Annotated in this window: 12 protein-coding genes; 5 read left to right on the top strand and 7 right to left on the bottom strand. The window is 62.3% G+C overall.

Features of this window, described 5'->3' with window-relative positions:
- The 3 genes from adh to CRJ03_RS05685 all read right to left on the bottom strand — a co-directional run.
- On the bottom strand, positions 1–1,481 hold a 1,481-nt coding region (gene adh, locus CRJ03_RS05695), incomplete at its 3' end, for an aldehyde dehydrogenase (protein ID WP_104017949.1).
- A gap of 110 nt (positions 1,482–1,591) precedes the next feature.
- The gene (locus CRJ03_RS05690) at positions 1,592–2,005 is read right to left on the bottom strand and encodes a universal stress protein (protein WP_165375253.1); all 414 of its coding nucleotides are present in this window, start codon (positions 2,003–2,005) and stop codon (positions 1,592–1,594) included.
- A 25-nt stretch (positions 2,006–2,030) separates the two neighbouring features.
- The gene (locus tag CRJ03_RS05685) at positions 2,031–3,779 is read right to left on the bottom strand and encodes a trimethylamine N-oxide permease (RefSeq protein WP_104017930.1); all 1,749 of its coding nucleotides are present in this window, start codon (positions 3,777–3,779) and stop codon (positions 2,031–2,033) included.
- 883 nt (positions 3,780–4,662) lie between these two features.
- On the opposite strand from CRJ03_RS05685, the gene CRJ03_RS05680 reads away from it, so the two are divergent.
- A complete protein-coding gene (locus tag CRJ03_RS05680) occupies positions 4,663–5,577 on the top strand; it encodes a DUF1330 domain-containing protein (RefSeq protein ID WP_165375252.1) in 915 nt (304 codons plus the stop codon).
- Between the two features lie 100 nt (positions 5,578–5,677).
- Here CRJ03_RS05680 and CRJ03_RS05675 read toward each other — a convergent pair whose 3' ends face one another.
- From CRJ03_RS05675 to CRJ03_RS05665, 3 genes are read right to left on the bottom strand one after another with little or no spacing between them, the layout of a single operon-like run.
- Positions 5,678–6,001: a hypothetical protein gene (locus CRJ03_RS05675; protein WP_104017928.1), complete on the bottom strand. Its 324-nt coding sequence runs from the start codon at positions 5,999–6,001 to the stop codon at positions 5,678–5,680.
- Positions 5,979–6,434, bottom strand: a complete 456-nt coding sequence (locus tag CRJ03_RS05670) for an SRPBCC family protein (protein ID WP_104017927.1) — start codon at positions 6,432–6,434, stop codon at positions 5,979–5,981. The genes CRJ03_RS05675 and CRJ03_RS05670 overlap by 23 nt, the downstream gene beginning before the upstream one ends.
- A 14-nt stretch (positions 6,435–6,448) precedes the next feature.
- Positions 6,449–6,868, bottom strand: coding sequence for a DUF427 domain-containing protein (locus tag CRJ03_RS05665; RefSeq protein ID WP_165375251.1), 420 nt, complete (start codon positions 6,866–6,868; stop codon positions 6,449–6,451).
- A 121-nt stretch (positions 6,869–6,989) separates the two neighbouring features.
- Between CRJ03_RS05665 and CRJ03_RS05660 the strand changes: the two genes are divergently transcribed.
- From CRJ03_RS05660 to egtB, 4 genes are all read left to right on the top strand, one after another.
- A complete protein-coding gene (locus CRJ03_RS05660) occupies positions 6,990–7,889 on the top strand; it encodes a LysR family transcriptional regulator (RefSeq protein ID WP_104017925.1) in 900 nt (299 codons plus the stop codon).
- Positions 7,890–7,993: 104 nt separating this feature from the next.
- Positions 7,994–9,097 (top strand): alpha/beta fold hydrolase, encoded by a 1,104-nt coding sequence (locus tag CRJ03_RS05655; RefSeq protein ID WP_104017924.1) that lies wholly within the window; start codon positions 7,994–7,996, stop codon positions 9,095–9,097.
- A gap of 17 nt (positions 9,098–9,114) precedes the next feature.
- The gene (locus tag CRJ03_RS05650; protein WP_129590249.1) at positions 9,115–9,441 is read left to right on the top strand and encodes a hypothetical protein; all 327 of its coding nucleotides are present in this window, start codon (positions 9,115–9,117) and stop codon (positions 9,439–9,441) included.
- Between the two features lie 30 nt (positions 9,442–9,471).
- Complete coding sequence (gene egtB / locus CRJ03_RS05645; protein ID WP_104017922.1) at positions 9,472–10,731, top strand: ergothioneine biosynthesis protein EgtB; 1,260 nt, start codon at positions 9,472–9,474, stop codon at positions 10,729–10,731.
- A gap of 298 nt (positions 10,732–11,029) precedes the next feature.
- Here egtB and CRJ03_RS05640 read toward each other — a convergent pair.
- Positions 11,030–12,141 (bottom strand): IS3 family transposase gene (locus CRJ03_RS05640; protein WP_104017921.1). Its coding sequence is split into 2 segments (ribosomal slippage): positions 11,030–11,886 and positions 11,886–12,141, totalling 1,113 coding nucleotides; the frame shifts between segments, so codons are not numbered across the junction.
- Positions 12,142–12,725: the final 584 nt, after the last annotated feature.

The following is a 12,725-nucleotide window of genomic DNA, read 5'->3' as shown; positions in this document are numbered from 1 at the left end:
TTCTTGGTCTGCTGGTAGTGATCGAGCATCATCTTGTGGGTTTCGCGCCCGATGCCCGACTGCTTGTAGCCGCCGAAGGCCGCATGCGCTGGGTAGGCGTGATAGTTGTTGACCCAGACACGGCCTGCCTCGATCGCGCGGCCGAAGCGATAGGCGCGGGTACCGTCGCGCGTCCAGACACCGGCCCCGAGGCCGTACATCGTGTCATTGGCAATGGCCAATGCCTCGGCCTCGTCCTTGAAGGTCGTGACCGACACGACGGGGCCGAAGATTTCCTCCTGGAAGACGCGCATCTTGTTGTGGCCTTTCAGGATCGTGGGCTGGATGTAGAATCCGCCCGCAAGATCGCCATTGAAGCGCGCCACACCGCCCCCCGTCAGCACCTCGGCGCCCTCTTGCACACCGATCGTCAGGTAGGAGAGGATTTTCTCCTGCTGCTCTTGGCTCGCCTGCGCGCCAACCATGGTTTCGGGGTCACGCGGATCGCCCTGCTTGATCGCCTTCACACGCTCGATGCAGCGGGCGATGAACTCCTCGTAGATATCCTCCTGGATCAGCGCGCGGCTGGGGCAGGTGCAGACCTCGCCCTGGTTAAAAGCGAAGAGCACGAACCCCTCCACCGCCTTGTCGAGGAAAGCATCGTCCTGCGCCATCACGTCCGAGAAGAAGATGTTGGGCGACTTGCCCCCCAGTTCCAGCGTGACGGGGATCAGGTTCTCGGTCGCGGCCTGCATGATCTTGCGCCCGGTCTCGGTCGAGCCGGTGAAAGCGATCTTGGCAATCCGTGGGCTGCGGGCGAGGGCCGCACCCACTTCGGCGCCATAGCCGTTTACGATGTTCAGCACCCCGGCGGGCAGCAGATCGGCGATGAGCTCGGCCATAACCATGATCGCCGCGGGCGTCTGCTCGGCCGGTTTCAGCACGACGCAGTTGCCGGCGGCCAGCGCCGGGGCCAGCTTCCACGCGGCCATCAGGATCGAGAAATTCCACGGGATGATCTGCCCCACGACGCCCAGCGGCTCATGGAAATGATAGGCGACCGTGTCATGGTCGATCTCGGACATGGTGCCTTCCTGCCCGCGCAGGACGCCCGCGAAATAGCGGAAATGATCGACGGTCAGGGGGATATCGGCCGCTGTCGTCTCGCGAATGGGCTTGCCGTTGTCCCAGGTCTCGGCGGTGGCGATCAGGTCGAGGTTCTCCTCGATCCGGTCGGCGATCCTGAGCAGAATGTTGGAGCGCTCGGCGGCCGGGGTCTTGCCCCAGGCGTCCTTGGCGGCATGGGCGGCATCGAGCGCCAGTTCCACATCCTCGGCGCCGGAACGGGCCACTTCGCAGATTTCCGCCCCAAAGATCGGGGTGACATTGCCGAAATACTCTCCCTTCACCGGCGCAACGAATTGGCCGCCGATGAAGTTGTCGTAACGGGCGCGAAACGGCGACTTCGACATTTCTCTGGAGTTGGAGACTGTTTGGTTCATGATTTCCTCCGATATGGCGTTTTGCCAGTTGACTTGGCTTGGCTTGGCTTGGCTTGGATGGGCCCCGTCGCATGAAGGGGCCCGATCCCGTCGCGTCTTGTCAGAAGGGGCTAGCGTGCCACTGAGACACCGCAATGCGCCCCCAGCACGACATCGTGGCTGACCGATCCGATCAGCATACGCTCGACGAACATCTTCTCGCCGGTGCCGAGCACGATGTGGTCCACATGCTGCTCCTCGGCGTAGTTGAGAATTGCCCGCGCTACGTCTCTTCCCGCGACAGCCGTCATTTCCGGGTCGGGGTAGCCTGCTTCGGTCGCGACCTCACGGGATTTGTTCAGCAACTCGTGAACTTTCCTGTGGCCGAGTTCGTGAACCGGGGCACTGCGGCCGTCGAAATTCACGTGGTCGACCGCCAGCAGGTTCAGCCTGGCATCCAGACCGGTGGCGATGGCAACAGACAGGCGAATGGCTGCCTGATCGTGCAAGGTGCCGTCGACTGCACACAGAACAGTCTTGGTCATGATTTTCATCCTTTCCTAATGAGCCTCAGCCCGGCAGTTGGAAGTAATAGTGGCCGATCAGGATCAGCACGCCACCGAAGGCCAGCGCGAGGTAGGGCAACATGCCCGCCTTCTTCTCTCCCAAGTCCTGGCCGTGAAGGTCGAGGTCGATCAGCATATGATCGGGGAAGCGGCCGCCGTCCTGCACGTAGTGCCGGTAGATGAAGACCGGAATGATCATCAGGGCGAAGCCGAATCCGTACCACAGCGCATTGGGATTGCCCCACAGCTTCGCACCGACCCCCATCAGGAACAGGTTGAAGAAACCGAGGCAGGCGTTGAAGCCGACAAGCCAGTTCGGTGCGCGATAGGGGCGCGGAATGTTGGGGCTGTCGATCCGGTGAATCCAGGTCGCTTGCAGGTTCAAAAAGATGAACAGCATGTAGCCGACGTTGGAGATCGACAGGATCAGGTAATAAGCCGTCGCATCCGACGCCGCGAAGGTCAGCAACCCGAGGTTGAAGACGAGATCCGTCCACATCGCCTTGGTCGGTGCCCCGTGCTCGTTCGTGTGCGACAGGTATTTCGGCAGCCAGCCGTCAACCCCGCCCTGATAGAGCGTCCGGGAAGACCCGGCCATGGCCATCATGATGGCAAGCATCAGCGCCAGGATCATCATCATCTCGAGAAGATGGGTGACGAAGGCGGAGCCCGAGCCGACCATATCGCCCATGGCGGCGGCCACGCCGGTGCCATCCACGATGCCCGGTGCGGTCATGCCGTCGAGACCGAGAAACCCTTGGAAGGTTGCCGCGACCAGAGAATAGAGCACCACGCACAACAGCCCCGCCGCGATGATCGAACGCTTGGTGTCGGTCGCAGGGTTCTTGAATTCGCGGGTGTAGCAGACCGCCGTCTCGAAGGCGTAGGTCGACCAGCCCGCGATGAAGAGCGCGCCCAGGAACAGTGTCCATCCGCCGATGCTCCAGTCTCCGGTTGGCGGAACCAGCGGCACATAATTTTCCGCATGCGTGTTGCCGTTGACGAAGGGAACGATCCCGACGATCAGCATGGGCACCACCACGAGAAGCCCGATCCACATCTGGACGCGGGCCGTGCCCAGAATGCCGCGGTGCTGGATCGCGAAAGTGATGAGCATCAGGGCGGCGCCGATGAAGAAGGTCGCTCCGACGTCGATATCGGCCAACCCGAGGAAAGAGAAGCGGACCACCGAGAAGCTCTGCAGGAACGGGGTGTTGGCCTCGGTCAGTGCGGCGATCGCGGTCTGCGTGGCGGCGCCGTCGGACATACCATCCATCAGTCCGGAATTGGCGCTGCTGGCAAGCCAAGCAAGTACTTCGGGCGACTCCGCCGTGAAGACCGGGATCGGCGCCACCGCATTCAGGATGTAGCCAGCGGCGATGGCGCAGCCCAAAGACAGCACGGGCGTCCAGGCAAACCAGTTGCACCAGACCGACAAGGGGGCGAGGAACTTGCTGTAGCGCAACCAGGCAGCCGCGCCGTAAACGGCTGCGCCGCCCGACTTGTTTTTGAACAGCCCGGCAATCTCGGCATAGCTGTAGGCTTGCGAAAAGCCCATGCAGACCGAGATCGACCAGACAAGGAAGGCAAGTTTGCCCGCGACGTCGCCGATGCCGCCGATCGAGATCAGAACCAGCGCGGGCACGCCGCTTGCAATCCAGAATGCCCCTTTCCAGTTGATCGCTCGGTGGAGCCCATCGACCTCGTTGACGGAAGCTTCGATGCCTCCGCTTTCTATGGATGTATCTGACATTTTTCCTCCCATTTTTCAACTTTTCCGTTGTTGATAAATTTGCATATCATACAAAGAAATTGCATTTGGCAAGAAAAAATGAATTTTCCAATGCAGTTTTTCAAAAGTCCGAACGCGGGATCCGACGCTGATCGGGGGCTGAACAAACGCCTTTCCCAGCCCCGGCGCGTAAGCGATCAAACGCGATTCATCTCAGGATTTCAGTGCTGTATCCAGACACGAGAGGACGAATTCGCGACCTGGCTGACAGGATCAGGAGCCAGGTGCTTTCGACTGAAGCGATGATGCATCGCAATGTTCCGATGACGTTCGTCGAGACCGTGGGTATCACGGGTGAGCATGCCTTTCGGCCCGTTCGGTAGCTCACCCTGTCGAGATGTTGCCTCCTGTGGGCATCCACTGTCAGACAGACCCGACCAACGGGTCTTTCCAATTCTTTAGGAACGAGGGCGAATAGCTGCCGTCAAGGGTAGAGAAAGTACGCCCCCCGGTCCCGTTCCCTCCGCCACTTGCTCTCGCGAAAGCGTTCTTCCAATCTGGCTGCGGCCGGATTTTCTCGTTGTTTTCGAGGGCTATGCGGGGGGCTGAGCACTGGACCCAGCACCAGGAGGTCCAAAAGCGGTCTCTCAGGGCCGATATGCTCCGGACCTGATGACTGCGCGATTTTGGCAAATAGCATGTAAGTTGCTGAAAGAGAGACCTTTTATGCTGCTGCCTTGTCGACTCCGATCCGGGTTCCGCTCTCCATAGTTGTGACTGACATCCAACCGATACAGAGCGATCAGTCCGGCCCCTCGTGTTCAGCCATGCGAGGTAGCAAGCTCAGCGGATCGAGCTGCTGCAGGGCGGCTCGGGCCTTACCTCGCTGGTCGAGGACATGGTCATGCCGCCGATCGGCTGGCTTAACCCGTCATGTCGTGATGCGGCAACTTGCGTGGGTTTGTCCATCGTATGTTGTTCCGTTTTCGGAACACAAATAACCATTATTCATATTTGTTTTGTCAAAAATGGTCCGTCAGTCTCTACGTCGCGGAAACATTCCGCCCAGCTGAAACTCAGAAGGACCACAGAAATGGACCGAAGAACCTTTTTGAACCGAAGCATCGCCGCCGCCGCGGTGACGCCATTCATCGGAGCGGCATATGCGTCCGGGGACGTGTTCAACCTGATCGACTTTGTTGTGCTGAATGACGCTGTCTCGATCGAAGCTCGCAACCAATACGAGGCCGTCCTGGAACCGGTCGCCGCGCGCTACGGTGCGCGCGTCGTGCATTCCTACGACCTTCAAGCGCATCTGGCCGGGCCGATGCCGGAGGCCGTACGGATCAATGTCTGGCAGTTTGCAGATCCAAAGGCGCTTGCCAATGTCAGCGCCGATCCCGATTACGCAGCGCTCGTTCCCACGCGCGACAGGGTGCATAACATGGAAGCGCTCAGGCTCTACATGGCGCAACCGATCCGTGATGCGGGGCCAATCGAAGAGGGTGTGATTCTCGTCGATCTCGTCTCGATGGCGGATGGCGCGGGCGATGCCGAACGCGACGCTTATGAAGCAAAGATGGCACCGCTCGCCGCCAAGCAAGGGTTCGAGGTGCACTCGGCGTTCCGAATCCTCGAAAAGATCGGTGGGAAGGGCCCTCGCAGTCCGCTTCGGTTGAACCTCTGGAAAGGGCAGGACCCCGAGGGGATGGCGCGCCTCAGCGCCGATCCAGAGTATCAGGCGCTTGCCTCGGAACGGGACGCAATCACCGATTTCTCGCGACTCGCGCTCTTCATGGCGAAACCGAGGGAAACGTGAGCGAGACAGCAAGGCAGCGATGGTTCTCATCGCCGTCTTTCTTCCGAACCAAGAAACGGTTCTGATACGGGTCTTCGCCGGAGAACCGGACTGGTTCTGTCTATTCTGGCAGTCCGCTCGGCCAGTCGGCCACGTGGCGGCCGATGGCCTCGGGTTGGTCTTCCTTCGCGAAATGCAGGGCCGCGCCGCCGTAGCGGATCTCGATATTGCTGTAATTCTGCTGCATCCACCTGGCCGAGTCGGGCGTGACCACCGCCCCGGGCGAGAAATAGACCAGCAGCTTGGGCATGTCCGACGCAGCCATCCAGTCGCCCACCGCCTTGATCACCTCCACGTTGCGTACGGGCTCTCCGGCGATGGGTAGCTCCGAAGGCCAGACCCGGATCGGCTCGCGCGCGGGCTCAGGCGGCGCGGGCCGCGACATAGGCGGCGTTGCCCGCCAGAAGCTCGGTCAGTCCCTTGCCCAGTTGCTCGCGCATGATCGGCCGCAGCAACAGGCCCAATGGGCCGAATTTCGACGTGAACCGCGCCGTCGCGGTGATCTCGGTGCGTTTCGAGCCAAGCGGTTTGAAGGTGAAGGTGACGAAGGCCACCTTCAAGGGGATGTTGCCGTCATAGATCTTGAGCGTCATCTTCCGCTGCTCCTCGTAGGCGACGATTTCCTCCAGGATGTAGTTCTTGCCGCCGACGAAATCGCAGCGCCGCTTCGCTCCCAGGCCGGTGGAACGGCTGTTCTCGACAAGGTAGGAGTTCTCGATTCCCGGGTGGAAGCTGTGGACATCGGCGTAGCGGTCCCAGCTTTCCCATACCGCGGCCAGCGGGGCATCGACGGTTTGCTTCAGGGTGACAGGTGCCATTGGAAAGGATCCTTTCAGGGCTTGGTTGAGGAAGGCGGAGACAGTTCGATGGTCAGGTGGCTGTCCCAGAACGCCGCGTGGCCCGCGAGGACGGCGGCGAAATCGAAGGTTTCGTAGGTCCAGCCGATCTCCTCTTCACCGAGGGCGAGGTAGCGGGCATGGCCCTTGAGCGGGCAAGTGGTGCGGATCGGGCTGGCTGTAACGCGGGGCATGAGATGGTCGAGAGGTACGTAGAAGCGTGGCGGATAGACGATGTGACCGACCTCGACGACGCGCAGCGCCGCGCCCGTTTCGCACAGCAGGGTATCGCGCCACCACGCCCGCAGTCGGCCACCGATTGGTTTCGCCGTCATGAAATGCGCCGGGTTTTCCTGGCTTCGGATCGCGCCCTCGATTTCTGGCAAGGCGTGTGCCGTGGTCTCAGCCTGTGTCATCTCGGTATGTCCTTGCATTGCTGCTTTCTCCGCGGCAACACTAGGCAATACAATCTTGACATGGCGACATCCAATATTGCCATAGTGTGTTCCGTTTTTGAACCGATGGGAGTGTGGTGCCATGCGAGAACTCGACTGGGATCAGCTTCGTATCTTCCTTGCCGTTCATCGGGGCCGTTCGGTGCGCGCCGCGGCGCAGCTGTTGAGGGTCAGCCACTCCACCGTGTCGCGCCGCCTGACCGAGCTTGAGACTGGGCTGGGCGCGCGCCTTTTCAATCGCGGGCCGGACGGGTTCGTGCTGACCGCCGTGGGCGAAGCGGCGCTGCCCCGCGCAGAGCGCGCCGAGACCGAGATCCTCGGGTTGCAGCGGGATATCTTCGGGCAGGATGCCCGGCTGTCGGGGACGGTTCGGATCACGATGCCCCCGGTATTTGCTGAGCGGCTGATCATGCCGCACTTGGCCGAATTTGCGGCGCGCTATCCCGATGTGCGACTCGAGATCATCCCCACCTACGCCTTGTCCGACCTGTCGCGGCGCGATGCGGATATCGCGGTGCGGTTTCAGGAAAAGCCTGACCAGTATCTGTTTGGGCGGCGGCTGCCGAGGTTCGCAGACGCGATCTATGCCGCTCCGGAGTACGTCGCCGCCCACCGGTTCGACGGCGAGGCGCCGACGGCGACTTGGCTGGGATGGGGTGACAGCGAGGATTTGCCCGCATGGGTGGCCGACACGCCCTTTCCGCGCTGTCGGGTCTGGCACGACTGCGCCGATCCACTGGCGCAGGTCGAGGCGGCCAAGGCGGGGATGGGCATGGCGGTGCTGCCCTGCCTGATCGGGGATCCGGAGCCGGGCCTCGTGCGGGTGATGGGCCAACCGCCCTACAAGGGCCGACAGGGCTGGGTGCTGACGCATCCCGATCTCAAGACCACCGAGCGTGTGCGCTTCTGCGTCCGCTTCATATGCGAGGCAGTGGATCGGCACGCCGATCTCGTGACCGGGGAACAGGTAGGTGCGGCGTGAGGGGCGTGGTGCATTTTTGCGGTTTGAGGTCCCAGTATTGCGCGTTCTGAAATGCAAGTCTGACCGCTAGGTTCAGGGCATCCAAACCTAAACGGAGATGCCCGATGTTTCGTCAGTTCACCGCAACGCGTAGCCTCGCAAAAGCTCTGGCCATGTCCACCGCGATAACTACGCTTAGCTTGTCCGTCGCCCAGGCGGATGACATCGTCCGCCCCGCCGCGGGTGCCACTGCCTACGAGAGCTATCCCTACGCCGCGCATTACGCGCAGCTGCCCTCAGGCCCCCGTATGCACTATCTCGACGAGGGCGACGGCGAGGTGCCGCTGCTGCTTATCCACGGCATCCCGACGCAGGCCTATGTCTGGCGCGAGGTCATCCCCCACCTTGCGCAGAGCCAGCGGGTGATCGCCATCGACCAGCCGAACTGGGGCTATTCCGACCACACGCCCGAGGTGCGTGGCGGCGTGCCCTGCGCGGGGCATTACGCCGACTGGATCGGCGAATTCGTCGATACGCTCGGGGTCGAGCAGGTCCGGCTGGTGATTTTCGACATGGGCTTCACCGGCTTTCTCTATGCCGCGCGCAACCCCGAAGAGGTGGCAGGGATCGCGTTTTTCGAAACGGTGCTCGGTCCGCTGCCGCGCGATCGCGTCCCGCCCTTCATCGAGGCGGTGCTGTCGGATCAGGGAATCGCGCTCTCCACCGAGGCAAATTTCTTCACCGAAACGCTTTTGTTCAACAACGCCTTCAACGGGGCCGAACCGCTGCCCTTCCGCACCATGACCCGTGATCTGAATGACGCTGAGGCCGCCGTCTATAGCGGTGCCCGTCCAACGCCCGCGCATCGGCAGGCGGAGCTCTTTGACCGCGAATGCCTCGGCTTCATCGGCGCGCGCGAGAGCGATCCGGGCACACCGACGAAAAAGGCGCACAACCTTGCGGAATTTACCGAATTCGCCACCTACCTCGCTACCACTGATACGCCGCGCCTCGCGATCTTCGGCAACCCGGGCCTCGTGATGCCCGCGATGCTGGAAGGGGTCGTGACCGGGGCGGTGCCGCCCGAACAGGGCGGCTGGCAGAGTACGCAAACGGTTTCGGTCGCGCATATGGCCGCCCCCACGCTGCACTACTGGCCCGAGGAGCGAAACGGCGCGCCCGAGGAACTGGCCGGGCACATCCTCGACTGGATCGCGCAGGACGACTGAAACGCCACGACAGGGCCGTGACCGTGAAAACCCCCACCCATTACGCCATCAACCACGTGCTGGCCGACCGGCTGGGCTGGGCCGCCCCGCAACGCCGCGCCTTCGCGCTCGGCGGGGGCGCGCCCGACCTGCCGGTGATCGTGATCTTCTCGGCTATTCTTGCGGTTCAGGTTGCGACGGGAGGGGACGTTCTCGGCGGGACCCTGTCGCGCTTTCGCCCGCTCTACGAGGGACACGCCCTGGTGATCGAGGGCGGGATCGTGATCGCGTTCCTTCTGTCGGAGCGCGCGAATTACGTGACCGGTGCGGAATACGCCGTCGATGGCGGCATGGCGCAGGTCTGAACGGGCAAACAGAAAGTGGAGTCACCGATCATGAACGCTTCCAATGGTACCGACCGTCGCACTCATATCGTTAAGCTCTTTGAGGACACGCGCGCGCACACCGACGCGCTCGCGGCCCCTTTGTCGGCGGAGGACATGATGCTCCAGTCGATGGAGGATGCGAGCCCCGCCAAGTGGCACCTCGCCCATACCACCTGGTTCTTCGAGGAGTTCATCCTCAAGCCGCGGGTGGCGGACTACCGCTCGCCCGACCCGCGCTTCGCCACTCTCTTCAACAGCTACTATGTCCAGGCCGGCCCGCGCCACGCGCGCGACCGTCGCGGGCTCATATCGCGGCCTGCTTTGGCCGAGGTGCAGGTCTGGCGTGCGCGAGTGGACCACGCCATCGCGGCGCTGATCGCCGAAGGGCGGGACGATCTGCAGGCCATCCTCGAACTTGTCGAATTGGGCTGTCATCACGAGATGCAGCATCAGGAACTCGTGCTGACCGACCTGTTGCACGGCCTGTCGTTCAACCCGCTCCTGCCCGCCTACAAGCCGGACGCAGCCCCTCGCCCGGCCAAGCAGGCCGCCCCGCTGACTTTCGAGTGGCATCCGGGCGGACTTGTCGAGATCGGCCACGACGGGGCGGGTTTTGCCTATGACTGCGAGGGACCCCGCCACAAGGTCTGGCTGGAGCCCTTCGCGCTGGCCAACCGGCTTGTGACAAATGGCGAGTGGGCCGCCTTTATCGATGATGGCGGCTATGAGGCGCAGGCGCTATGGCTGTCGGATGGCTGGGCGCGGGCGCGGACCGAGGGCTGGGACGCGCCGCTCTACTGGTGGCGGCAGGACAACACGTGGTGGCGCTATTCGCTGCGCGGAGCGGGGCCGGTGGATATGGACGCGCCCGTCACCCATGTCAGTTATTACGAGGCCGAGGCCTTTGCCCGCTGGGCGGGCGCGCGCCTGCCGACCGAGGCTGAGTGGGAGGCAGCGGCAGCCGCGACGCCGGTCGCCGGGAACTTCCTTGAAAGCGGCGCGCTCGATCCGGTGGGCGGACCGGGCCTCTGGGGCGACGTCTGGCAATGGACGCAGAGCGCCTTCTTGCCGTATCCTGGCTTTCGCACGCCAGAAGGTGCATTGGGCGAGTATAACGGAAAGTTCATGTCGGGGCAGATGGTGCTGCGGGGCGGCTCTTGCGTGACGCCCGCCGCGCAGATGCGCGCGAGCTACCGCACATTCTTCTACCCGCACCAGCGCTGGCAGATGCTGGGGCTGCGGCTGGCGAGGGATGACGGCGATGGATGAGCAGGTCACGCATTGCGCAGCCGCGCCGCTTGTCGGCCCTTTGACCATCATGTCGACAGCGATCGACGCCGATGGTGGAAGCTGCGCGACACGACCATGCTCGGCATGCAGGGCATGTAGGACCACGAGCCGGTCGCCCTCGGGATGGGCATCAGGCGGGCGGAGCGGGAAGGCGCGCTTTCGGATGCAGAGGCGTTGCAAGATTTGCGCGATCGCCTGCTGGCGACGCTGCCCGCGCCCATGGACCGGGCTAAGGATTGCGCGATGGGAAGTGACCTGCTCCCCTTTGAGTCCGCGTTTATAAGTTAGCTCTGTTCAGGGTTTGGTCCTCTTCTGACCGTTGGTGATACTCCCGCGGGGTGAGCCCGTCGAGGCTCGAATGCGGGCGGTGGTGATTGTAGTCGTCGCGCCACGCCGCAATCATGCGGCAGGCATGGCGCAGAGACGGGAACAGGTGTTCATTCAGGCACTCCTCGCGCATCCGGCCGTTGAAGCTTTCGACCAGGCCATTCTGCATGGGTTTTCCCGGTGCGATGTAGTGCCAGTCGACTTTCCGATCCTCCTGCCACTTGAGCATGGCGTTTGAGGTCAGTTCCGTGCCGTTGTCGCTGACCACAAGGCAAGGATAACCACGCAATTCCGCGATGCGATCCAGTTCGCGGGCGACACGCACGCCGCCGATAGATGTGTCCACGACGGCGGCCAGGCATTCCCGGCTGAAGTCGTCGATGACGTTCAGCACCCGGAACCTGCGTCCATCTTCAAGTGCGTCGGACATGAAGTCCAGCGACCACCTCTGGTTCGGCCCCTGCGGGATCGCCATGGGCGTTCTGGTTCCCACGGCACGCTTGCGTCCGCCCCGTTTACGAACCGTTAACCCTTCTTCGCGGTAGAGCCGGTAAAGCTTCTTCCAATTCACTTCCCAGCCTTCGCGCTTCAGAAGGATGTGCAGGCGCCTATAGCCGAACCGCCGCCGCTCGGACGCCAGTTCCTTCATCCTGGCCCGCAGCTCGGTGTCTTCTGGTCGCTTCGCCTTGCGCCGATAAACGCGCGGATCAATGCCCGCCAGCGCACAAGCCCGCCGCTGCGAATAGCCCTTCTCTTTCATGGCCCAATCCACGGCATGCCTCCTTGAACCGGGCCTCAGAAGTTTTTTCCGAGCATCTCTTTCAGCGTCGCGACATCGAGCATCTGCTCCGCGAGCATCTTCTTCAGCTTGGCGTTCTCAGCATCCAGTGCCTTCAGACGCCGCGCGTCGGACACCTCCATGCCGCCATACTTCGACCGCCACTTGTAAAAGGTCGCATCGCTGATCCCATGCTTGCGGCAAAGTTCCTTTGCGCCCAGCCCGGCCTGATGCTCCTTCAGAATGCCAATGATCTGTTCTTCGCTGAAACGGCTTCTCTTCATCGTCTGTCTCCTCGGTTGGAGAACAGGCTAACCCCAAATCGAGGACTTTTCAGGGGAGCAGGTCAGAAGGCGCAGTGCTGCTAGCTGGTTACGCCACCTACGTCTATGTCATCTGGCCCTGATAGACTTCGGCGATGACACGGTATCAAGCGGCTGAGGCAAACCGCCGGACGTTGACTTCAGTGCTGGTTCTTCTCGAAATTAAAACAATGGCTTAAGGTGGAGAACGTTGAATCCCGGCCCCATTCCCTCCGCCATTTTTCCGGATCAGGTGTTTGAAGATTTGGCTCAGGACTTGGGTAACGGGGCTGTCCGGGCAAAGTCGTTTTGGGTGCAACAGGCGGGCGCGCGAAAGCGCGTTAGGCTGAACCGACCAGTTTTCGTCGCCCTCCCGCACGCGCTTGCCTTCGGTTGAGATCACCCCGGGTGCATACTTCGGTCCGAGGTCGGGGCGCTGGCCACCGACATGATACTGGTTCAACGCCATACCGATGTGCCCATCGCATGGGCGGGCTCCGTGTCGCAGGGCAACAGTCCAGACCACGGCATCACCGGATCTGTGTCCCTGGGGGATCTCGAAGGTT

The organism is Roseovarius nitratireducens, from assembly GCF_002925845.1.
Classification (GTDB): Bacteria; Pseudomonadota; Alphaproteobacteria; order Rhodobacterales; family Rhodobacteraceae; genus Roseovarius; species Roseovarius nitratireducens.
The sequence above is the reverse complement of the archived record's forward strand: the minus strand, read 5'-3'. Positions and strand labels throughout refer to the sequence as shown.